The sequence below is a fragment of the Leclercia adecarboxylata genome (assembly GCF_035787115.1).
In the GTDB taxonomy this organism is placed as follows: domain Bacteria; phylum Pseudomonadota; class Gammaproteobacteria; order Enterobacterales; family Enterobacteriaceae; genus Enterobacter; species Enterobacter adecarboxylatus_E.
In genome coordinates this window covers 13,986-36,156 of sequence record NZ_JALKTL010000011.1, presented here as the reverse complement: position 1 = coordinate 36,156, position 22,171 = coordinate 13,986, and the positions used below count along the sequence as shown (strand labels likewise).

General features: G+C 48.8%; 18 protein-coding genes. 10 read left to right on the top strand and 8 right to left on the bottom strand.

Annotated elements, in window-relative coordinates:
• Positions 1-292: 292 nt before the first annotated feature.
• Positions 293-1,030, bottom strand: a complete 738-nt coding sequence (locus tag MXM41_RS21945; protein WP_325934394.1) for a hypothetical protein — start codon at positions 1,028-1,030, stop codon at positions 293-295.
• A gap of 665 nt (positions 1,031-1,695) precedes the next feature.
• Between MXM41_RS21945 and MXM41_RS21940 the strand changes: the two genes are divergently transcribed.
• The 3 genes from MXM41_RS21940 to MXM41_RS21930 all read left to right on the top strand — a co-directional run bounded on the left by MXM41_RS21940 (position 1,696) and on the right by MXM41_RS21930 (position 3,764).
• Complete coding sequence (locus MXM41_RS21940) at positions 1,696-2,622, top strand: hypothetical protein (protein WP_325934392.1); 927 nt, start codon at positions 1,696-1,698, stop codon at positions 2,620-2,622.
• Positions 2,623-2,666: 44 nt separating this feature from the next.
• Complete coding sequence (locus tag MXM41_RS21935) at positions 2,667-2,921, top strand: hypothetical protein (RefSeq protein ID WP_172693851.1); 255 nt, start codon at positions 2,667-2,669, stop codon at positions 2,919-2,921.
• A 498-nt stretch (positions 2,922-3,419) separates the two neighbouring features.
• Positions 3,420-3,764: an abortive infection protein gene (locus tag MXM41_RS21930; protein WP_172693852.1), complete on the top strand. Its 345-nt coding sequence runs from the start codon at positions 3,420-3,422 to the stop codon at positions 3,762-3,764.
• 143 nt (positions 3,765-3,907) lie between these two features.
• On the opposite strand, the gene MXM41_RS21925 is transcribed toward MXM41_RS21930, so the two are convergent.
• Positions 3,908-4,909, bottom strand: a complete 1,002-nt coding sequence (locus tag MXM41_RS21925) for a DUF4238 domain-containing protein (RefSeq protein ID WP_172693853.1) — start codon at positions 4,907-4,909, stop codon at positions 3,908-3,910.
• A gap of 728 nt (positions 4,910-5,637) precedes the next feature.
• Here MXM41_RS21925 and MXM41_RS21920 point away from each other — a divergent pair.
• The 4 genes from MXM41_RS21920 (at position 5,638) to adhE (ending at position 11,532) form a co-directional block, all read left to right on the top strand.
• On the top strand, positions 5,638-7,026 hold the full coding sequence (locus MXM41_RS21920; protein WP_172693854.1) for an MFS transporter: 1,389 nt from the start codon (positions 5,638-5,640) through the stop codon (positions 7,024-7,026).
• Between the two features lie 14 nt (positions 7,027-7,040).
• Entirely contained in the window at positions 7,041-7,967 is a 927-nt protein-coding gene (locus MXM41_RS21915; RefSeq protein WP_172693855.1) for a hydroxyacid dehydrogenase, read from the top strand.
• Positions 7,968-7,981: 14 nt separating this feature from the next.
• Positions 7,982-8,674, top strand: a complete 693-nt coding sequence (locus tag MXM41_RS21910; RefSeq protein WP_043519730.1) for an RraA family protein — start codon at positions 7,982-7,984, stop codon at positions 8,672-8,674.
• Between the two features lie 179 nt (positions 8,675-8,853).
• Positions 8,854-11,532, top strand: a complete 2,679-nt coding sequence (adhE, locus tag MXM41_RS21905) for a bifunctional acetaldehyde-CoA/alcohol dehydrogenase (RefSeq protein WP_172693856.1) — start codon at positions 8,854-8,856, stop codon at positions 11,530-11,532.
• A gap of 61 nt (positions 11,533-11,593) precedes the next feature.
• Here adhE and MXM41_RS21900 read toward each other — a convergent pair whose 3' ends face one another.
• The gene (locus MXM41_RS21900; RefSeq protein WP_172693857.1) at positions 11,594-12,505 is read right to left on the bottom strand and encodes a LysR family transcriptional regulator; all 912 of its coding nucleotides are present in this window, start codon (positions 12,503-12,505) and stop codon (positions 11,594-11,596) included.
• A gap of 97 nt (positions 12,506-12,602) precedes the next feature.
• On the opposite strand from MXM41_RS21900, the gene MXM41_RS21895 reads away from it, so the two are divergent.
• Complete coding sequence (locus MXM41_RS21895) at positions 12,603-13,208, top strand: hypothetical protein (protein ID WP_172693858.1); 606 nt, start codon at positions 12,603-12,605, stop codon at positions 13,206-13,208.
• Between the two features lie 223 nt (positions 13,209-13,431).
• On the opposite strand, the gene MXM41_RS21890 is transcribed toward MXM41_RS21895, so the two are convergent.
• The gene (locus tag MXM41_RS21890) at positions 13,432-14,310 is read right to left on the bottom strand and encodes a restriction endonuclease (RefSeq protein ID WP_172693874.1); all 879 of its coding nucleotides are present in this window, start codon (positions 14,308-14,310) and stop codon (positions 13,432-13,434) included.
• 321 nt (positions 14,311-14,631) lie between these two features.
• Here MXM41_RS21890 and vapB point away from each other — a divergent pair, with 321 nt between their 5' ends.
• Together vapB and MXM41_RS21880 are read left to right on the top strand one after the other, a co-directional pair.
• On the top strand, positions 14,632-14,862 hold the full coding sequence (gene vapB / locus MXM41_RS21885) for a type II toxin-antitoxin system VapB family antitoxin (protein ID WP_325934386.1): 231 nt from the start codon (positions 14,632-14,634) through the stop codon (positions 14,860-14,862).
• Entirely contained in the window at positions 14,859-15,269 is a 411-nt protein-coding gene (locus MXM41_RS21880; RefSeq protein ID WP_325934381.1) for a PIN domain-containing protein, read from the top strand. Before vapB ends, MXM41_RS21880 begins: the two co-directional genes overlap by 4 nt.
• 105 nt (positions 15,270-15,374) lie before the next feature.
• On the opposite strand, the gene MXM41_RS21875 is transcribed toward MXM41_RS21880, so the two are convergent.
• From MXM41_RS21875 to MXM41_RS21860, 4 genes are all read right to left on the bottom strand, one after another.
• Positions 15,375-17,351, bottom strand: coding sequence for an alkyl/aryl-sulfatase (locus MXM41_RS21875; RefSeq protein ID WP_325934380.1), 1,977 nt, complete (start codon positions 17,349-17,351; stop codon positions 15,375-15,377).
• A gap of 1,045 nt (positions 17,352-18,396) precedes the next feature.
• Positions 18,397-19,392, bottom strand: coding sequence for a helix-turn-helix domain-containing protein (locus tag MXM41_RS21870; protein WP_325934379.1), 996 nt, complete (start codon positions 19,390-19,392; stop codon positions 18,397-18,399).
• Positions 19,393-20,430: 1,038 nt separating this feature from the next.
• On the bottom strand, positions 20,431-21,555 hold the full coding sequence (locus tag MXM41_RS21865) for a PrpF domain-containing protein (protein ID WP_325934378.1): 1,125 nt from the start codon (positions 21,553-21,555) through the stop codon (positions 20,431-20,433).
• Complete coding sequence (locus MXM41_RS21860; RefSeq protein ID WP_325934376.1) at positions 21,552-22,055, bottom strand: GNAT family N-acetyltransferase; 504 nt, start codon at positions 22,053-22,055, stop codon at positions 21,552-21,554. Before MXM41_RS21860 ends, MXM41_RS21865 begins: the two co-directional genes overlap by 4 nt.
• Between the last annotated feature and the right edge of the window lie 116 nt (positions 22,056-22,171).

The window sequence follows — 22,171 nt, the reverse complement described above, 5'->3', positions numbered from 1 at the left end:
GTAACCCGTTACTGTAATGAAGCTTATTGCTCCATCCAACACCGTGTTATTGCCCAGCAATTATAAGGCTGCCGCCAGGCAGTTTCTTATGTTCCCGTCCGGCCGTTCGGTAAAACGCCCATAACACCGAACTATGTAACAGGGAAAGTGACGACTACTTGGATTTTTAAGCGCCCGATGACTTCCTACTTGTTGAGATACCTGAGAGCGATTAAGCATACACAATTATCTTAACTCTCTGTGTAATACATATGTATTATACAGAGAAATGCCTAATTTTTCAGGTTTATCTTTATGAGTACGTAACACAAAATTTATTACAGTGGGTCATTGAAAATTGATTCATGCGGCACGCATTTTCTTGCGTTACGATTCCATTTTCGTGCTCGGCAACAAATGCCATGTCTCTTGTAATTGGGATTATCCAGGTCAGATCGTTTTTCCAAAGATTAACGTTCCAGAAATCAGGCAGGATAAAGTTTTCTTCGGGCGATTTAACTAACCCCCACGTTCTACTTTTAAATATAAAATTTAATTTGTTCAAGTCCATTTTGAATGTCAAACCCCGAAACATATCATCATGCATTTTTCCATCTGGCCTCATAAAATAAGCCCCTTTGTACTCTAATGTGTCCTGCTCTTCAAAAGACAACTCACTTCCGATCATTCGGAAATTGACGCTTTCCGGACGTTCGCTGGCTAACCTGCCCCTGATATTCCACATCAGGTAGTAATCAGTTATTCTTCCGAAATTAAAGCTATTTTCATTATTTATTGCTTTATCTACTTCTTCCTTAAAAGCATCCTCTATCCTTTTCATAAGTCTTTCCGTGGATTCATCCCATCCTTTTTTTGAATAAAAGACTCCATCGTTGACAGCCTTTTGTTTTACGACCCCGTCTTTATCTACTATCTTCACATAAACTCTATTTACATCCTGTGAAAATAGTTTCAGGAACTGTCTGCCCAGGTAATGCTGTTTATACGTGAACTGCACGGTTTTGGTTCTGTTCCTACGTGGTTTTTTCATATTACCTCAGAATATACATGACGGATTAAGTTCAGCTTAGCTTAGCATGTCCTGATCCTAAACTGTTCCGGTGAGGCCACTGCTGTTTGAGGGTATGAGATGCCCGGACACGATAATTCGGTAAAACCCGCATTCTCCCGAATTGCGCAGCTGCGGTGCGGAATACTACATTTCGTGCTTCACTAAGCCGACAGATATACCAGATATAATGGCCTGGCAATCAGCACTAGGGGAGAACGTGCCGGTTGCCCCTCAGCGCCATTCGGTAAAATTTCGGTAACGGAGGCTTTAACCGAATGCGATTTACCGCCAGCGGAGTTTTTCTTCTTGCTTTTTTACACACTGCACAATGGCGAGGTGGTATTAGAAAATGTCATTTCTGACATTAAGCATATGTCCGCTTTCGCTCAAAGCGGACCTTCCATTTCCACCTGCCTTTTGCTTTTAACCCCTTTCTGCCGTCTCTCGTTCGCCCTTCCATACGATTAATCAGTACAGATCCGACTTCAGGGGTTTTCGGATCTGAGAAAAGAAGGTGTACAGAAAAAAGACAGCTAAGCATACGAATTTATAAAACGTATGCTTCGCAGTATTTAAGTGCTCTCAAATCCAGGATAGTGTATGAGCATTGCAGTAATGCATCCACGCATGAAAAGGTACACGTAATGAGTGAAAAAGAACATGACATGACAAACGACGGTGGAGAGAGCGTAACGTACACGCTGCGGAACATTCCCGCCGACATCGACCGGGTGATTACCGACCTGGCAACTCACGCCCGTAAGCCAAAGGCGACGTTTCTGCGTGAGTTCCTGGAAGACAGCTTCCGCGACGTCATCGACAGTTTCGCCCTGAAAAACCCGCTCATCGCCTCTCTTGATGACGAGCTGGCCAGTTATCTGGGCGCCGAGGTCATGGAGAAACGCTACCAAAGCCACTACATCACCCGCTGGAACCAGGAATACCAGAAGCTGCTCGGGATCTCAACGGAAGAGGAGCTTCGCCGGGTGGTGCTGACCAACACGCCCTTCCTGCACGCACGTGCCGACCAGGTGCTTAAGGGCTGGAAAAAGATCCCGCGCGGGATCTCTCTGACCTTTTCCCTGTTTGCCGAGATCGCCGGCCGGGACAGGGAAACCATTGACCGTGCCTGGAACAGGATTTTTTACTCGCAGTTGCAGGAGAAAAAACACCGCTTTTACCAGGATATCGAGGCCATCCGTGTCCTGAAAAAGCTTCCTGTCCTCTCCGGCTACCGCTGGACGAAGGATGACATCACCGTGCGTATCTACCGCCCTGAAGACTACGCCTACGGCGCGTGGCGTGTTGCTCTGACTCTCCCCGAAAATTACGCCCTACAGATGTGGAACATTCCGTTTCCCGAGCTTGAAGGCCGCCGCTTTTCCGCCGACCCGGGCTACAGCGCACTGATCAGCGCCGAACCCGACAGATGGGATCAGGCCTTCCGTTTTGTGGACGGGAATTGTGAGCTTCATCTTTACACCAACGGCATGGAAGAAGACCAGAATCCCACCCCGCTACCGGATGTCGCTCAGGCGTTGATCAAAGTGGTGGAATATAACCTGCTGTAACGAACCCGCCTCTGCGGGCACAACTGCATCATCAGGAGGGTGCAATGAAAGGACGACAGAGCCGCTATGTCACCGGCGGAGAGAGTTTCGCGGAGATCGCCCGTCGCCCGGTCGGGACGGTGGTGATGCTCAGCCTGAACACCGGCCTTGAGGATGCGCTGCGGGAGACATCCAAATCCCTCAAGTCGGCCTTCAGCCGGAGTGGCCGTAAATGCCGGTTGTCAGCCGGAACAGCGGGAGGTCCGTTTACCTGTCGCAGGCAGGGCACCGCAACCCATCTGTTCGTGGCGGTACTCTGAGGGGGCAGGGGGCAAAAACCTGAAAAATGTATTAGCCTGGCTGCCACGGTACGGCCGAAAATAGATGTACAGAGAGGAATGAATAGCACTTTTTGCTAAAAATACACCAACAATACTATGCTATAGTAACTTTAATGGAAAACTGCGCCTTGACATAGTGTGAGTTTTCTGTTAACCTTACTTACATAGTATCGTTCCGTCCCGCTCCACCCCAACAAATCCGTTTATTTCCCGCCAGACTGGTCATCACCATTCCGGCCTGGATTTTTTTTGGATTTTTTTCCGGGGAGCACCCGGGACGAGCTTAAAATCAGGATGACAAACAGGAGGATGCGAATGAACACATCATAGCGGGGCTGAAAGAGAAAACATTCTGTACGGTATCAACAGCGTTCACGCGTGTGAGGCGCCGGGTGCCTTTTCAATCAAAAAATGAGGTCAGAACCATGATCACAGGCAACACATCAGTGTTAACAACAACCATCCATTGGAGGATATATGGATTTTCTGAAAGACACCGAGGGAACGGTTTTATTCCCATTCCAGACTGAAATCGCTTTTGTTCTGGCGATTATCACCACCGCTAAAAACCTTTCCGTCAGTGCCTGGGGGCACATCGGACAGAAGCAATACTGGAGCGCGTGTCTCTGTATTTTGCTTCTGGTGGCTTACGTGGGACTCTGTGCCGCGGTGGTCTGGGCTGTAGTACCCTGGCTTAAGGCCTTTATTGTGTCGAAATTTGCGGTTTCGGCACTCTGGATCACGCCAGTAAAGAGCGGGCTGCTCTGGGGTATCGGTAAAGTGGTTGGAGCCGCTTACCGAAAGTTTACTCTATCTAAGTAAGAGCCGCAACGCTACACGAACGGATGGCGAATGTCAACAGATATTCGCCATCTCCTTACGGCGGTGGTCCCTGTGGCCACTGCCGCTTTCGCCTGCCTGCTTTTCTTGCCCATGGAACATGATAGCAAACGCCTGGCGTGACCCTACAACGTAAACCGCGGGCCTGTGCGGTAACGATCATCAGCAGCCAGCATTCTCTCAACCAGAGAAAAATCGTTTTCACTGCAGAACACGTACTGCTCTGCGTACTCCACCTGCAGCGCGTTGTAGTGCGTGACATGCTCCGGGGTAAGCGGCATAAGAAGATAGTCTGTAAATGTGTTGAGATGACTGAGCATTTCAAACGGGCGCATGTGACGCGGGATCCGGTACGGGGCTCTGGCCATGAGTAGCTGAAGATTCTGCTTATCTCGAATCATTTTTTCCCGGATGGAAGGGCAATACATGGCCAGCATCAGCGTCGATGACAGGGGCAGATAGATTTCTATGCCGCGTACGGCCAGTCCGAGATTACCGTACGCCCCGAAGTCATTGCTGTTCTTAAGCACTACGGGATTGTCTGATACGTAAAACGGACGTTCTGGCCTGGTTTCCAGAAGGTACCAGTCCTTTTTCAGCAGGTGATCAATATGTGACATCTGCTGGACGAGCTGCCGCAGAAAAATATCCTTGGTATCGCCCCCGGACGACAGGCCCAGGGTTTCCAAGGCCTGCTCTTTAGTCGAACCGATTGCCTCCATCTTATCGGTAAGCACCGAAATCATGCCTGAGATACGCTCCAGTTCGCCGAAGGTTCGTGCGCGCTGCACGGCAACAAACACGGCCAGCCTGTAGCGTTCGTCATGTGTCAGCCTGCGAATATCCCTGTGCGCCAGCAGGGCTGCAATTACCGGTGCCGCGTGGTGCTCGTAAATCCCCAGGAGTGGTTCAAGACTCAGACGGTCCGGGTGATTATCGAGGTTGTAGAACGTGTTGCGGACGGTCGCATCATCCGGCGTGGTGGCATAGGCGCGCCCGACAGCCTTGTCAAAGGCGTATAAACGCTGCCGCTTACCCTTTCCCGGCGTACTGAAATGCTTCAGTAAAAAACGGGGAACCGTATGCTGCCTGACCACATCGGTCTGCAGGTTGACTGGATCGGCCATAACTTTATCTCCCTGAAAAGCCACGCAGGTGCATCGGTATTGACTGCATGGGCAGCTGGTTTGCGGCATAACATTAGAAAACAGAACCAATCGATAATTCCTGTGTTTAACGCCTTGTCAGTATCGATGAAATTTAAATCTCCGGTTATGGTATTTTTCGGATCTCAGCGGAAGAAGAAAGAGATTATTGCTGATAAAGCATAAATTCAGGAGGATTGCTGCAACTAGGGGATTATTGTGACTGAAGGAACAATATATGAAAGTGATAACAAAATTGTTCATCCAACGAACGTCAGCTCATCCTGAATATGTTTTGCAGCCCTCATGCTACGTTTCCGCCATGCATATGCAACTCACCGCGTTCCTAGCTGACGGTGCTACTGCCCGGTCCGGAACGATCCTGATCTGAGGACAGGGCGCGCCTGCCCCGCCTCATCTCAGGGTCCGGAATACGTGAGAATCATAAGAAAAAGGCAAAAAATTGATTTCGTGATCGTTATCAAAGTCAGGCCGACGCAATGACAAAGCGCAAGAAAATCTGTCATTAAATGCGTGTCTTATCACATAAACAAATCAATTAATTTTTAATAAATAAACTCCTATATGCTATTCCTTTTTGGAATACCCCCCCCGAAATACTATTCGGTCGTAAGAACTGATTCCATTTGCTAAAACAAAAACACGCAAAAAATAAGAAAGCTTTTTCCCTACACCACAGGCAGAAAAATATGAAACAACCTACAACTCAAAAACGAAGCGGCTATCGATGGATAGTTGCCGTCATGTTCTTTACGGTATACATGATAGCCGGTGCAGACCGGGCAAATATTGGTGTTGTCGTTCCCTTTATAAAAGAAGACTTTCATCTCTCAAACGTAGATATCGGATTACTGGCCAGCCTATTTTATATTACCTATGCACTGGTTCAAATCCCGGTTGGTTTTCTGTTCAGCAAGTATGGCATCGGTAAGATTTTATCCGGATGCATGATCTTAACGTCTATATCAACATTGTTTATTGGACTGACAGGCAGTGTATTACAATTAAAATTTGCACGTGCTGTTCTTGGGGCATCGGAAGGCCCACTTAACATTGGCATTGTCTCCATTATTAACCGCTGGTTCCCTGCCAAAGAAAAAGGTCTGGCGACCGGTATCTTCATGTCCTCAATTAAATTTGCGCCCGCTTTTGTGCCACCGCTGTGCGCCTGGATCGTGCTGACATGGGGCTGGCGTGAAGTATTCTATATATTCGCGGTACCCGGGTTCCTGATTGCCATTATGTGGCTGATGTTCGTCAAGGACGATCCGTCAGAAAGCAAATACTGCAATGAGGCCGAGCGGGATTATATCCTCAATTCTGATAACGAAGCCCTGGCTCAGACAAACGCCGTTACCGGAACGACCGAACCCGCCAAATCAGGTTTTCTTGACACGCTGATCCGTCGCAAAGAAGTCGATTTACTGAGTGACTCGCGGTCAATTTTCCTGTCCTGGAATAACTGGGCATGTGCAATAGGCTACGGGCTGATGGTGGGCATAACATACTCCATTATGACATGGGTACCGTCTTACCTGATTAATGAAAAGCATATGTCAGTTCTGAGCATGGGTTTCGTGGCCTCTGCACCCTGGGTCGGTGCCATCATTGGTAACCTGTTGGGCGGCGTCCTGTCCGACCGCCTGTTTAAAGGACGCAGGAAGCCCGTCATGTTTATCACTTCTGCATCCACGGTGATCATGATGTATGTACTGATTAATACCCCGACCATCCCGGTAGTCATTGCAGGTCTGTTCTTTCTGACGGGAGTATTGCTAAACATCGGTTATTCAACCTTCCTGGTTTATCCGATGGGACTGGCTGTTAAGCAGAAAGTACCGTTGGCGGCATCCGTTGTTAATACCGTAGGCTCTGTTGGCGGGGCTGTCTCTCCGTTCGTCGTCGGCGTGATCCTCGATAATTACGGCTGGGACCAGGTCTTCCTTTTCCTGAGTATCTGTTCCTTTGTCACCCTGTGCTTACTGATGACCATGATTGAGCCTGTAGCAAAAAAGAATCCCCGGGAACCTAAAAGTACCCTTTTAGTAAACGAAAGCACCCGAATTGAGCAGCCGTAAATAAGGAGTAAGGCATGAAAGTTTTTATTATGGACCCGGTAAGTCCAAAGGTTATTGAAGAAATTTCAAAAAAATATGAAACCGTTGCTTATCCGGAGTCCCGCGATCGCAACTGGCATGAAGAAGCAGATGCGCTGATTGTGCGTACCTGGGTTGTAAGTGCTGAAGATATAGAAAAAGCCCGAAATCTTAAAATCATCGCCAAGCATGGTGTGGGCGTGGACAACATTAATGTACTGGCTGCAAAAGCAAACAATATCCTTGTGACCAATACACCTGGCGCCAATGCCATCAGCGTGGCTGAGTATGTTGTGACGCTGGCGCTCTCTCTTTATCGCAGCGTGCCGCTCTATTCTTATCGCGTACGCTATGGCGAATGGAAAGCCCTGCCGAAAGCATTTGAGCTGAGTGAAAAAACGGTAGGTCTCGTCGGTCTGGGTGATATCGGACTGCGCGTGGCAAAAATCCTGAAATCCGGGTTTGGCGCGCGGGTTCTGGCTTACGATCCCTACGCTCCGGAGCAGCTGTTCACTGAAAACGGTGTTGAGCGGGTACTGACGGTGGACGATTTACTGACCACGTGTGATGTGGTGAGCCTGCATGTCCCGTTGACGCCGCAGACCAGGAATATGATCGCCAGACGTGAACTGAGCATGATGAAAGAAGATGCAGTTCTCATCAACGTATCCCGCGGCGGGATCGTCAATGAAGACGATTTATACGATGCACTCAAAAATAACGTAATTTTTGCAGCAGCATGCGACGTCTTCGTCGAGGAGCCCCTGAATAAGGACTGCCCTCTGCTTGAGCTCGATAATTTCGTGGCCTCACCGCACGTGGGCGGCAGCAGTAATGAATCTCTGATCCGTATGGGCATGGGCGCATTTGCCAGTGTTGATGCCGCCCTGAATGGCCAGTCCCCTAAAAACTTAATTTCTTAATCCGGAGCCTTACTATGCGTACTACTAAATTTGACGACGTTATCAACTTCCCGCGTTTATCTGAAGCACAGATCGAACGCGCAAGAAAATACCAGGCCGCAATTCTCTCCGATGTAGCAGGCCGACGTGGCGCCCTTCACAGCTCCATTAAGCCGTTGCGTAATGATATGCAGGTGGTGGGCACTGCTTTCACGGTTGAATCCCGTCCGGGTGATAATCTGATGTTCCACGTTGCGCTGGCTCTGGCCAAGCCCGGGGATGTCATTATCGTTGCAGGCCAAGGTTATGCATCCAGCGCCATGTTTGGCGAACTGATGGTAACTCAGGCAGAAGCGGCGGGTATCGGTGGTTTTGTTGTGGATGGTGCCTCCCGCGATTTCGACACCATCGGCAATTCCAGAATGCCAATCTTTGCCGCAGGCCGTAACCCGGCAGGCCCGACTAAAAACATCGGTGGTAAAATTTGCTGCCCGATTTCCTTGGGTGACGTGGCCGTACAGCCAGGTGATCTGGTCGTCGGTGACTGTGACGGCGTGGTCGTTATTCCTCGCCAGGAAGTGGACGCCGTACTCGAAGCTGCAGAAAAAAAGGTGCAGGCTGAACAGGAACGGATGAAAGAAATTGAGCAGGGCATCCTCGTTTCACCTTGGCTGGATGATGCGCTGCGTGCCGCCGGTGTTATTGCGGCAAACGAAACCCTGATGTGATTTTCAGCCAGCAGTAATATGTAGCAAAAAATCTTCGCCCCAAGTAGTTTTTAACCGAATCATTGCAGTGTAATTATATAAATAATTATACAGGAAGCGTGCGCATTTTTTTTCGCCGCAATCTTAATGCGTACAATGATTCGGTTTTTTCTTTTTATTTACTTTCAGAGATTACCACCATGTCGATAAACAATATTGAAAAGTTGAACGCGTTAGTGGAACGTGTAAAAGCCGCGCAAAAGATTTATGCCACTTTCTCCCAGGAGCAGGTCGACAAAATATTCCACGCTGCAGCGCTGGCGGCAGCGGACGCCCGAATACCGCTTGCGAAAATGGCTGTTTCCGAATCCGGGATGGGGGTTGTGGAAGATAAAGTTATTAAAAATCACTTTGCCTCTGAATATATATACAATGCTTATAAGGATGAAAAAACCTGCGGTGTGCTGGAGGAAGATGACACATTTGGCACCATCACTATCGCGGAACCCATTGGTATTATTTGTGGCATCGTTCCGACGACTAACCCGACATCCACAGCCATCTTTAAGGCACTGATTAGCCTTAAAACACGTAACGCCATCATTTTCTCCCCGCATCCACGAGCCAGAAATGCCACAAATGAAGCCGCGAAAATAGTGCTCCGGGCAGCGATTGCTGCAGGTGCTCCGGCAGATCTGATTGGCTGGATCGATGAGCCATCTGTCGAATTATCTAACGCGCTGATGCACCACCCTGACATCAACCTTATTCTGGCGACCGGCGGTCCGGGTATGGTGAAAGCCGCCTACAGTTCCGGCAAACCTGCAATCGGCGTGGGAGCCGGTAACACGCCCGTAGTGATCGATGAAACCGCTGACATTAAGCGTGCAGTGGCATCGGTGCTGATGTCCAAAACGTTCGACAACGGTGTGATCTGTGCATCTGAGCAGTCTGTCGTGGTGGTGGACAGTGTCTATGACGCTGTCCGGGAGCGCTTTGCCAGTCATGGCGGATATCTTCTGCAGGGTAAAGAGCTGAAAGCCGTGCAGGGCATCATTCTGAAAAATGGCGCGCTGAATGCGGCGATTGTTGGCCAGCCGGCTTACAAAATCGCTGAAATGGCGGGTTTCACTGTTCCGGTCACCACCAAAATTTTAATTGGTGAAGTGAAAAATGTGGACGACAGCGAACCCTTTGCACACGAAAAACTGTCTCCCACCCTTGCCATGTTCCGGGCAAAAGATTTTGACGATGCGCTTGTTAAAGCAGAGAAACTGGTGGCAATGGGGGGGATCGGTCACACGTCATGCCTGTATACAGACCAGGATAATCAGCCAGAACGTATACAGAAATTCGGTTCAGAAATGAAGACTGCGCGCATTCTGATCAACACCCCGGCTTCACAGGGGGGGATTGGCGATCTCTATAACTTCAAACTGGCTCCGTCTCTTACCCTCGGCTGTGGCTCATGGGGTGGAAACTCCATTTCGGAGAACGTCGGGCCCAAGCACCTGATCAACAAAAAAACTGTGGCAAAAAGGGCTGAAAATATGTTGTGGCATAAAATACCGAAATCCGTGTACTTCCGCCGGGGTTCCCTGCCGGTTGCGCTGGATGAGGTCATTGCCGATGGCCACAAACGCGCTATCGTGGTTACCGACCGCTTCCTGTTCAATAACGGGTACGCCGATCAGATTACATCTGTTCTCAAACAGGCAGGGGTGGAAACAGAAGTTTTCTTTGAAGTGGAAGCCGATCCGACACTGAGTGTGGTTCGTAAAGGCACGGCGCTGATGAATGCCTTCAGGCCTGACGTCATTATTGCCCTCGGAGGGGGATCGCCAATGGACGCAGCCAAAATCATGTGGGTGATGTACGAACATCCGGAAACGCATTTTGAAGAGCTGGCATTGCGCTTTATGGATATTCGTAAGCGTATCTACAAATTCCCTAAAATGGGCGTAAAAGCAAAAATGATCGCGGTTACCACCACATCCGGTACGGGGTCAGAAGTGACACCTTTTGCCGTGGTGACTGACGATAAGACCGGCCAGAAATATCCGCTGGCTGATTATGCCCTGACGCCGGATATGGCCGTTGTCGATGCTAACCTGGTGATGGACATGCCGAAATCATTATGTGCATTTGGCGGTCTGGATGCGGTAACGCATGCGCTGGAAGCGTACGTTTCCGTGCTGGCATCTGAGTTCTCTGATGGCCAGGCACTGCAGGCACTCAGGTTACTGAAAGAAAATCTGCCGGCGTCCTATCATGAAGGGGCCAGAAATCCGGTTGCCCGCGAACGTGTTCACAGCGCAGCCACTATTGCCGGGATTGCATTCGCTAACGCTTTCCTGGGTGTCTGCCATTCCATGGCACATAAGCTGGGTTCGCAGTTCCACATTCCGCATGGTCTCGCTAACTCACTGCTCATCTGCAACGTGATCCGCTACAACGCGAATGATAATCCGACGAAACAGACGACATTCAGCCAGTATGATCGTCCGCAGGCCCGCCGCCGCTATGCTGAGGTGGCAAACCATCTCGGCCTGACGGCGGCAACGGACAGCACAACGGTAAAAATTGAGAAACTGCTGGCCTGGCTTGAAAGCATCAAAGCAGAACTGGGTATACCGAACTCCATTCGTGAGGCCGGCGTTCAGGAAGTCGACTTCCTGTCACATGTCGACAAGCTTGCGGAAGATGCCTTTGATGATCAGTGTACCGGGGCTAACCCGCGCTATCCCCTTATAACTGAACTGAAGCAAATTCTCCTCGACAGCTTCTATGGCCTTAAATACACGGAAGAGGAAATGAGCGGAGAAAGGTTGCCGGTGAACGCCCGACATAAACAGGGTGAAAAAACGCTTACCCGGTAGGACCCGAGCTGGCTCCCGTTACCCCGGGAGCCAGCATAATAACCAGCAAGTTACACTATACTTACTGGAAAATATCCAGTGCTTTATTCAGATTATAATCTGCATTTGTTCTGGCCAGGTTAGCCAGCAGGGGAAGAGAAGTCCGGGTGTCGCTGATATTCCAGCAAAAGTAATAGTCCACGATGGGCAGTTCGAATTCACTGACATGCGCTGTAAGTTTTTTACTGATAACAAGTGGCGTTAAAAGTGTCTGGGGCAGCAGGCTGATACCCACCTTTGCTATAGTGCATGCCGTAATGGCCGACAAACTGTTGCAGGTCATCGTTCTTGCTGAATTTACATGATTATGAGTGATCCATTGATCATAAATACGTTTTAAATGGGAATCGGCTGTGTGAGTCAGATGGGTAAAGTTTTGCAGCTGTTCTGAAGTGATACGGCTACTAACCGGGAGTAATTCGGGTGACGCAGCCCAGAGGAATTTTACTGTGGAAAGCTGAACTGCATTAAAATGCTTATCCTGCTCTGAATTGAACGGCAATATGGCGAAATCTATTTCGCCTTTCGTCAGTCTCTTCAGTAATACTGCGGCAACATCAACATAAATTTCGGCTTCGAAATTTATGTTAATGTTATAAACAGAAGAAATATAGCCAGGAAACCAGGTCATTGCCGTAAGTTCACTTATGCCGGCCTTGAATTTCCCACTTATTTCCGATGAAGGGGTGACTGTGTTGTAAATTTCATTTTCAATCTGAATCATCCGGAATGCATGGTCAAAAATTTTTGTCCCGACTTCCGTTAAGACAAGTTTTTGAGCGGAACGGGAAAAAAGTGACTGCGAAAGAAAACTTTCCAGCTCAAGCACTCTTTTGGAAAGGGTGGACTGGGTTATGTTTAATTTCGCTGCCGCTGCACTGATACTACCGAGGCTTGCCGCCCAGTAGAATGCCTGCAGTTGTTTGAGGGTCATGATTTTTTCCTTTTATTTGTTACGCAATAATTGTAGTCCTTAACTCAGGTTAATAAAAGACGTTGTAACACCAGGTATACAGATTTATGGAGGCAAAATGAAAAAATCAGTAACGAAAAATGAAGTGCCATTTATAAGTTCCTTCGACGCACACGTATCATACTGCCTCCTTGTTGCAATAGGTATTGAGCGTAAATGCGGGAGAATTAATAGCCATCACCAACAACAAAGTTTCATTGATGGCTGGATAAAAAAAGCCCTGCATAACAAGATATTTCCTGTTTCAGCAAGGCATTGTCTTGAAAAACTAAAAAACCAAAATAATTCAACGATTCAGGGCGCTGAGATCCTGAAGAATTGTTTATCCCGCTGGAATTTCTGGCAATCCGTAATACTGAACCAGAGCGATTTGGTAAAAGTTTCATATTTCTGTGAAGAGCTTAAACAGTCAGGCTGGCAGGGGAACAGTATGACGCCAGGAGAATGGGGAACACCTTTTAATGCGATGAATGGAAAACATTATTTCACTCAGAAACAGAGTCTCAGGGACGTTTTTAACAGATCCGGGAAGCTACTCAGTCCCCTTGTATTCAGGGTGAAGCAATATGACAGTGAGTTTATGTCATTGCTGAAAAATTATAATTTTTTGCGCATTAATACAGTAAAACAATGCGGAACGACAGAAATCACAATTGGAGTCTGAATTGCAGCCGCAGGGTATTTCGTGAAAAAGTGACGACCTGTCTCACTCCTAATGCTCGCTCATCATGCCCCGGCACCCGGAAGCTGTGCTCGGGTGCCTGAAGCTGGCCGCGCTGGTGACTAATAATGTAAGAGAATCTGGGCGCGTGCCAGGGCTGGCGATGGAAAACAGGGTCAAGGTAAGTCGCTGGATTCAGTGATCACCCCTGAAATTTCCGGGCTCGTTATTTCATCGTACCGGGTATTTTATTTTTAAGCGTGTAAAGTCTGTCAAATTGCGCGTAGGGTTCTCCTTTTTCGGCTGCATGCCGGAGTTTTGCCTCCAGAAGTTCGGGCAGTGCGATCCCGTGACTGAGCGAATGATAAAGATCATAACCGCTGACACAAATAACCCGCTTAACTTTACCGAAGGCAGTCAGGCCTTCTGCAGTATAACCCATCCAGCTGATGAACACGCCTCGTGTCCAGGTCGCCTTGGTCCTGAGTTTACCTTCGAAAACGTGGAGATCGGCAACGGGCGTCCTGTTCTGGTGCCATTTCGCTTCCATCAGGTAAAATTCATCATTCAGCCGAAAGCTGCCGTCGATCTGTTCGCCTGTGTTACGGAAAGATGAACGGGGGGCGAGCTTAAAGGTACTGAACAGGTCAGCCAGCCAGCTTTCAAACCGGAACCCCCGGGTATGCGGTGCCAAGGTTTTCAGCTCGTTCATTTCGTTTACAAGTGAAGGCCAGTCAATTCCGTGCCAGACCTGGACAGGTTTATCGCCCCTGGCTGTTTCAGCGTCCGTATTTTCCAGTCGGGAAAGCAATGCAAGCCAGTCATTACGGGTTCGTTCAGCCTGTTCAGGCATAGCCTCGGTTTTATATTGCCAGAGGGCGTTGAGAACCTGCAGGGCAGTATCACGATCCACCTGTTTCAGCAGACATCTGACCCGTTTGGCTTTAGACGTTCCCTCCTCCTGATAAAGCTCATCATCAATATCGATGCTCAGTTCTTCATCAAAGAAAGCCGACAGAGTACGGTTAGAGAAATCCAGTATCCATCCCGGGTCGCTTTCAAAAACGAGGTTAAACAGTCTCAGATCCTGCATTTTCAGTTTCACGCCAGCCTCCTGTTTTTTCATCAGTATAACGGGAAGGAAATGCAGGTGGTACTGAGCGACATTCACCGTACCGGTGCAGGCATATTCCGACTTCACCAGAAATCGGATCTGCGCGGAAAAAGAAAGAAACCCGTCCAGGCTGAACACATCCATATGCCCGGCATCTGCATAGGTAAGGAATATGCATATCCTCACCATATGCATATACTGCACATATACATATGCTTTGCATCTGCCTATACTGAGCATATGCACACACCCGGTGCAATCAACATTATTCCGGATATGCGTCATGTATCCATACTTACCCGGAAGAGAATCATGAGAACCGTGTCCATTTTTAAAAACGGCAACAACCGCGCCATCCGTCTGCCCCGCGATCTGGATTTTGAGGGGGTGAGCGAGCTGGAGATCGTCCGGGAAGGGGACAGCATCATCCTGCGTCCCGTCCGGCCGACCTGGGGCTCATTTGCGCATCTCGAAAAGGCCAATCCGGACTTTATGGCAGAGCGTGAGGACGTTGTCACCGACGAAGGGCGCTTTGAACTATGAAGAAGACCTATATGCTCGACACCGGGATCTGCGCGCTTATCCTGCGCGAGCAGCCGGCAGCTCTGCTTAAGCGCCTGGAGCAGGCGGTGCTGGACGGCGATCGGATTGTGATCTCAGCCATCACCTGGGCCGGGATTTCTCTGGCCGCCCGGGCGTCAGGACCTGCCGCTCAGCAGCTGGCGGATGCCTTCGCTGCCCGCCTCGATGCCATCCTGCCCTGGGACCGCGCCGCGGTGGACGCCACCACGGACGTTAAGGTGGCGCTGCGCCTCGCCGGGACGCCGATCGGCCCGGACGACACGGCGATCGCCGGGAACGCCATTGCGGCAGGAGCCGTACTGGTGACTGGGAAGGGGGGAGAGTTTGCGCGGGTGCCGGGCCTTGTGCTGGAAGACTGGGTTAACTGACGGCAGAAAAAACGGTTGAAGGAGGGATGTCCGCTTTGTGCCAAAAGCAGACGTTACTTATATGAAATCCCTGCAGGCTAAGATGAAGCCTGCAGGGTTGAGGATTTACGGCGTAACAATATTGAACCAGAACTCAAACTTATCCATATAGCCCAGCATGGTGTCGAGTTTGGTGCCGTCGCCGGTCACTTTCACCGCGCCGCTCTCTTCAGCCTGTTTCAGGGTCGTTTCCTTCAGGATGATTTTGTTCAGCGTGTCGCGGTTCAGAGTGATAGTGGCGTCGGCATCTTTCGCTTCTGAGTTGGCGGTGTGGTTCAGCACCCCGTTTTCCAGCTCCAGTTTGTACTTGCCTCCGTCGCTGCCGAGGTCGATGTTAAACACGGATTTCGCCGTCCCGGCCTTCTCACCGTTAATGTGAACGGCCAGATAATCGAAGAACATCTCCGGCGTCATCGCCCGCACCGTATCCGGGCTGGCGGTGTTCGGGGTCGGGCCTTTCACCACGCCGTTACGTAGTTCCTGCGCGCCGGTGAGGTAGAAGTTACGCCACGGGCCAGACTCTGCCTGATAGCCAAGCTGTTCCAGCGCATCCGCTTCAAGATTACGTGCTGCTTCATTCTTCGGATCGGCGAACACGATTTTGCTCACCACCTGTGCCACCCAGCGGTAGTTACCCTGGTCGAAGTCGGTTTTCGCCTTCTGCATGATGGCGTCAGCGCCGCCCATGTACTCAACGAATTTCTTCGCTGCCTCTTCTGGCGGCAGCTCATCGAGGGTTGCCGGGTTGCCGTCGAACCAGCCCAGGTAGAGCACGTAGGTGGCTTTCACGTCGTGGCTCACCGAGCCGTAGTAACCCCGGTTCGCCCAGGTATGGGCCAGGTTATCCGGCAGTTTGAAGTTGGCGGCAATTTCATCGCGAGTCAGGCCCTGGTTTGCCATGCGCAGAGTCTGGTCGTTGATGTAACGATACAGGTCACGCTGGCTCTTCAGCAGCTTGTTAACGTTTTCGTTGCCCCATGTTGGCCAGTGGTGCTGGGCCATCAGGATTTCTGCTTTATCACCCCAACGAACAATCGCTTCGTTGATGTATTTCGACCATGGCAGCGGCTCACGGATCTTCGCGCCACGCAGGGAGTAGGTGTTATGCAGAGTGTGGGTGACGTCTTCCGCTGATTCGATCAGCTTTTTCTCTTCGATAAACCACAGCATTTCTGACGGGGCTTCAGAGCCTGGCGCCAGCATAAAGTCATAGGTCAGGCCATCAATGACCTCTTTCTGACCGTCTTTTTCAATGATGTTGGTTGGCGCAATCAGGGTCACCGTACCCGCAGAAGTGGTAGTCCCCAGACCGGCACCCACCTGGCCTTTGGCATCCGGTTTCAGCAGGTTGCCGTACATGTAGCTCGCGCGGCGGCTCATGACGTTACCGGCCATAATGTTCTCTGCTACCGCGGCTTCCATAAAGCCGGACGGGGCATAAATTTTGGTTTTGCCGGCTTTCACATCGGCTTCGTCGACGACGCCGCGCACGCCGCCGTAGTGGTCTACGTGGCTGTGGGTATAAATAATGGCGACGACAGGTTTATTACCACGGTTTTTAAAATAGAGATCCATGCCGACTTTTGCCGTTTCGGCAGAAACCAGCGGGTCAACCACGGTAATCCCTTCTTTACCTTCGATAATGGTCATATTCGACAAATCGAGGTTACGGATTTGATAAACACCGTCGGTCACTTCAAACAGACCGCTGATATTAATTAACTGAGACTGACGCCACAGGCTCGGGTTAACGGTATCCGGTGCTTTTTCACCTTCTTTAATAAACGCGTACTGCTGCGGGTTCCAGACCACATTCCCTTGTTCGCCGTGGATCACTTCAGCAGGAAGGGCGGCAATAAAGCCCTTATGCGCATCGGTAAAGTCAGTGTTGTCGGAGAAAGGAAGCTGATTGTATAGCTGGTCATTGGCTTGCTTTGTCGCCGCTGTTGCATCCTTTGGAGAAACATCAGCATAAGCAGGTAAAATGATGGTTGAAAACAGACCGGCAAGCGCCAGCCCTCTAACTATGGGTTTCAGTTTCATTTTATTTCTCTCAATTTGGGGCGGAGTAACAAACAGAAGTATAGCTTTTCCCAAAAGTTACTATTTGTAACCTGCCCTAACAATATAACTTCTTGTTTCTACTAGGCAAGAGCACACATAAAAAACAGTTGATTAAACAAATTAAGCGCAAGATTTACTTTTTTTCTTTTTTTTGAGATGGTTAACTTTGGTAGCCAATTTTATGATTTTTGTCAAAAAAATATATCACTTATTTTATCTGCATGATTTTTCTTTCATTATCGGTCAGCGACGTCCACTAAAATTAGGAGCAAAGTTTAATTTAACGCCGCAAAACGATTTGCAACACGTAAAACACCCTGCACAGATAATTCGGAAGAAATTAAGAAGATGGAACCATATACTCAGTACATTCGAGCAATTTTGTGGCCGAAACTTAATACGCGTTAAAACTTGCTGCATCAGCCTTGCAAAGTCAGTATTTATAGTCTAATGACATGGTTGTAATGTTCCGATAAGCCTGATTAAAATACAGATAGATGTAACTTCTGCTTCCAATGCTTATGAATTTTTTCAGAGCTCTCTAATCTAGAAGATTTCCCTTAATTTCATTCCTCATTCAGTTGTTATCGATATAAAATGAAATTTGCTGCTGCGCTGCTTACAACCAGCAAACAGTCGTAAATCGTTTTTAGAAGTTGGATGGTTTGCTTCGTTCGGACTAACTCAGTTGCTGCTATGTGACCTATACACAATGTCCGCTTTTCGCTCACAGCGGACAATTAACTTCACAAGAGAGAACCATCAGATCATCTTTTGAACGGGCAGGTACCTGCCGCTACTGACACCAGAAGGTCCCCAGCTTCAGTGTTGTTCAATGATTTACTCCTCTCCATCACGTCAATATCCTGAGCAACCTTTCCTCCGGGGCGCTTCGCCATCAAAAAAATCACCGCCCTACAATGATAAAGACACATCTCAGATGCAAATGCTGCCCAGGCACAAATATCATGCAGCACAGGCTGGTGAATGACCCTGCGGCTGATATTTTTATAAGTCAGACGTTTTACCGGGAGGAATGGAGATAGGCTTCATAACGCCATACTGCTGGCGTTAATCCTGTTCTTTTTTTGAAGAGCCTGGTGAACTGGTTAATGTTTTCAAAACCGCACTCTTCAGCCACCTCTTTCAGTGATTTCGTTTTCTGTAACAGCAAATGACAGGCATGGTCTGTTCTCAGATATATAATGGTCTGCTGGACGGTTCTGCCCGTCTCGCGGGTCATCAGTAAATCAAGTGTTCGCCTGTTTAATCCGAAGCGTGACGCTATGGTATCCGCCTCAAGGCGCGCGGACAGATTGTTTTTAATAAACTGAAGAGTTGATGTAACTTCTGTGGACAGGGATGAAGGATGAGCCCGGGCATCATTATATTCACCCTCATTCATGACTTTCTCAGTGCTGAATTTTTTTATTTCGCTGATTCGTTCCAGCATTTTTTGCGCAATGAGCCCGGCTATCTTTGAAGCAGCATGTCCTCCTGTACACAGCCATATGTCACCTCTGGTAAAAACACCGGTATGAACTGGAATGGATTCAGAAGAGTAATGCTCACCTGAACGCAGGGCAGCATTAAAAGCGGCCAGGGTATGTTCACTGATGAAATCAGTTTTTGCCAGGTGAAAAGCGGCGTGGTCCATACCTGCGACGACCATTCGCTTTTTGAGTGCCTTACCTATAACTGGTTTCAGATAAAACGCGGGCTGTTCATTATCATGGCCGGACCTGCTACCGAAAATGATTAAGTAGTGGTTAATACCTGAGACCATTTCCTGTGACTCCAGGGTCAGGCTGGTCTTAACCTGCGTACCACAGGCTGAGGTTACAGGCTCATTATCAGGTGCAACTAAATCCCAGTTAAAGGTTAGTGATTTTTCTCTGTCACCAGAGGATTGCAATGAAAGCAGGTGCTCCAGAAAAACACTCATAGAGAGTAATGAAAACCCCGGAAGCAAGAGCAGCTTAAGAGATATTTTTGTGTGGTTTTTTACTTTTGGCGGCAAGGGTCAGATATCCGTCATTTAAATATGATTACCGTATGATACTGGGAAAATCCTGAATGAAATCATCTTATTCAGCTCACATTCTTTCTGAATGAATATTTCCCGGATGAAGCTTTAACTATTTTTTTGATGGTCGTGGCACCTTGTCTATACCACTTGTTTAGGCCATCGCCTTCTGCGTGGCGCAGGAAGGATGGAGCGCGTGGTTAGCCGGGTTCCGCATACAGAACATAACGCACCGTGCGGCAGGTTTTGCACGGGATCGAAGGAGGTGAAAAAGAACCGGTTACTTCTGCAGACAGGGCAACTGAATTTCATAGCAGTTATGATGCCTCCAGGTCGTTGGCTGAAAAGCATCTTAAACCTTTTCGTTTCAGCAAAATGAGGGGCAGTTTAACACTTTTAAATATTATTTAAGTGGGACTAAAAAACCTTGAGTAAAAGACATGAAAAGATGCATTGAGCCAGTAGTCACTGCAGCTTATGGTATTCAGAAATCAAGCAAATACTTCTGGCCTGACACTACAACGTCAGTCCCATGGACAATACAGATGGTATGGTTAGGCCAGGTATCATTTTGAACAGCCTTTAGCGTTGCTCTGGATCGCACCAGATTTTTAATAAGGCCCTTAACAGACTGATTAGCCCCGAAATAATAAGCACAATCCAGACGGCTAAAATTGCGACATGTGTCATCAGGGACTCCTCCTCAGGCCAAAAAAAAACTACTAACTAGCCAGGCGATGAAATCAGTACAAACATACTTGAAATACAAATCCTGGTGCCGGGCGCCCGTTACCAGTTATACGAGTCGCAAGCATTTTTACATTAACTGGATTGGCCCGTAGCACAGGGGGATTCACCACAATTAAATCTAGTTAATTTTAAACGAAACACTAATTCTGCCTATCTGAAATAACGGGAAAAGCCAGTTAACTCGCTAACCCAACAATCATCACGAAGGTCTGTTCTTCGCTCACTACGGACCTTCATCCCGGTAAGCTCGTCCGCTCCGTGCCAGGAGCGGACTTTATTAAGCTATTCGGCTTCCTTCGTATGTTCCAGGGGACGGGATACAAATAATTCACCCTGCATAATAGTCCGCATCGTTCTGATGACAGATGTATGCAGCACCTCTTCAGTAAGGGATATTTCGGCGTGAACATGAATAGTACCGAATGGATGATGAATTAATGTTTCACCTTTGTTTTCAAAGGTGCATAAATCAGCGGCAATAGTACCTCTGATACAGGCTGCAGCCGCAAGCGCCATTGAAGCCGTGACCGGGGCTGTTCTGTGAGGACGATCGCAACTGAGATAGCGGGCTGTAATACCGGTCTGGCCCTCCTGCGGTGGGGCAACAACGATTACATCCGGAACGTTAGTTTTAACAAAGCGAGCCTCATGTTCGGTCTGGCAGAGCTGCATCATCAAAGAGGCTTTGATGCGTAGCTCAACCATCCTGTCCGTATAAACCTTATCAGCAAGCAGGGTACGGTAGTCCTCATCACCTTTGATGCCAGCATCTTCGGCCCGGATGATGACACAGGGAACGGTGACGTCGAGCATAGTAGCCTGCATGCTGGTTCCATCGGCTAACTTGATGACTTCAGATTTATTGCCTGTAGGAAAAAGCCCATCACACATGGAAGCTGCCGGTTCCAGAAATGAGAGTCTGACCGGAAAGTGCTTACCCGGCACGCCGCTAATGGTGACCAGTTCATCCTCTTTTGCTTCCGGATCAAACTCCGAAATAATGATTTTATCTGTATTCAGGTTATAAATTTTTACCCTCTGGCGCCCACAGGATGCGTTAGTCCAGCCCTGTTCACAGGCGTAGGGGCCGATGGCTGAAGAGATGTTGCCGCAGTTTGCATCTGTAAGTACGTCTCCTGTTACCGGGTCTATCTGAAAGAATAAATAGCCCACATCGACATCAGGTCTTGAAGAACGTGAGACGACCGCAATTTTAGAAAGCGAGGTTATGCCTCCGCCCATTCCATCAAGCTGGTTACCATCTGGATCGGGGCTGCCTATCGCTGTCTGGAAAAAAGGCGTCCAGAGAGTCTCATCATCAGGCAGATCGTCCCTCCTGAAAATGATAGCTCTGCTTGTCCCACCACGTACGTATGTCGCCGGTATGGAGCATCCTGTAGATCTCATTGCGGTTTTCCTCCCGTCGGTTCAGGTCGTTCAAGCATTAATTTCATGCCGAGATGTGAATCTATGAATCCCAGCGATGTGTAAAATGCGATGGCATCAGGTCGTTGCCGATCTGTCGTAAGCTGAATGATCTGGCAGCCGGCGCGCCCGGCAGCTTCGATCGCAAAACGAAACAGCTTTCGGCCAATCCCTTTTGCCCGAAACCCTTTTTTAACCCGCACACCTTCTATCTGCCCTCTGAGACTTCCCCTGTGAGTCAGGCCCGGCAGCAGCGTTAACTGGAGCATGCCAACAATTTCATCCCCTGTTTCAGCAAGGATAATGTTATTATCTTGACTGGCCTGAATGCGCCGAAAAGCAGCGCTATAGTCACTGAACATTTTTGGATCTGTAGACTCGCGAGCAGAGCCCAAATCGTCGTCATAAAGCAGGCTTATTAGCGTGCTCAGATCTGCTTCATTCGCATAGCGAAAAGAGACAACGTCCGCAAAGTTTTGCATGGCAAGTTTCCCGTTGAACATGATAAAGGCACTTTAGCCCACCCTTCGTCAGTGTCGGCAAAATACAAACAAAAGTGCCTTTACCTCTGACTGAACTGACTAACCTTGAGGTCATT

Excerpts from the sequence above, each read along its gene's own strand:
- MXM41_RS21945 (WP_325934394.1), bottom strand. The coding sequence starts at position 1,030 with ATGAAAAAACCACGTAGGAACAGAACCAAAACCGTGCAGTTCACGTAT.
- MXM41_RS21940 (WP_325934392.1), top strand. The coding sequence starts at position 1,696 with ATGAGTGAAAAAGAACATGACATGACAAACGACGGTGGAGAGAGCGTA.
- MXM41_RS21935 (WP_172693851.1), top strand. The coding sequence starts at position 2,667 with ATGAAAGGACGACAGAGCCGCTATGTCACCGGCGGAGAGAGTTTCGCG.
- MXM41_RS21930 (WP_172693852.1), top strand. The coding sequence starts at position 3,420 with ATGGATTTTCTGAAAGACACCGAGGGAACGGTTTTATTCCCATTCCAG.
- MXM41_RS21925 (WP_172693853.1), bottom strand. The coding sequence starts at position 4,909 with ATGGCCGATCCAGTCAACCTGCAGACCGATGTGGTCAGGCAGCATACG.
- MXM41_RS21920 (WP_172693854.1), top strand. The coding sequence starts at position 5,638 with ATGAAACAACCTACAACTCAAAAACGAAGCGGCTATCGATGGATAGTT.
- MXM41_RS21915 (WP_172693855.1), top strand. The coding sequence starts at position 7,041 with ATGAAAGTTTTTATTATGGACCCGGTAAGTCCAAAGGTTATTGAAGAA.
- MXM41_RS21910 (WP_043519730.1), top strand. The coding sequence starts at position 7,982 with ATGCGTACTACTAAATTTGACGACGTTATCAACTTCCCGCGTTTATCT.
- adhE (WP_172693856.1), top strand. The coding sequence starts at position 8,854 with ATGTCGATAAACAATATTGAAAAGTTGAACGCGTTAGTGGAACGTGTA.
- MXM41_RS21900 (WP_172693857.1), bottom strand. The coding sequence starts at position 12,505 with ATGACCCTCAAACAACTGCAGGCATTCTACTGGGCGGCAAGCCTCGGT.
- MXM41_RS21895 (WP_172693858.1), top strand. The coding sequence starts at position 12,603 with ATGAAAAAATCAGTAACGAAAAATGAAGTGCCATTTATAAGTTCCTTC.
- vapB (WP_325934386.1), top strand. The coding sequence starts at position 14,632 with ATGAGAACCGTGTCCATTTTTAAAAACGGCAACAACCGCGCCATCCGT.
- MXM41_RS21880 (WP_325934381.1), top strand. The coding sequence starts at position 14,859 with ATGAAGAAGACCTATATGCTCGACACCGGGATCTGCGCGCTTATCCTG.
- MXM41_RS21875 (WP_325934380.1), bottom strand. The coding sequence starts at position 17,351 with ATGAAACTGAAACCCATAGTTAGAGGGCTGGCGCTTGCCGGTCTGTTT.
- MXM41_RS21865 (WP_325934378.1), bottom strand. The coding sequence starts at position 21,555 with ATGAGATCTACAGGATGCTCCATACCGGCGACATACGTACGTGGTGGG.
- MXM41_RS21860 (WP_325934376.1), bottom strand. The coding sequence starts at position 22,055 with ATGCAAAACTTTGCGGACGTTGTCTCTTTTCGCTATGCGAATGAAGCA.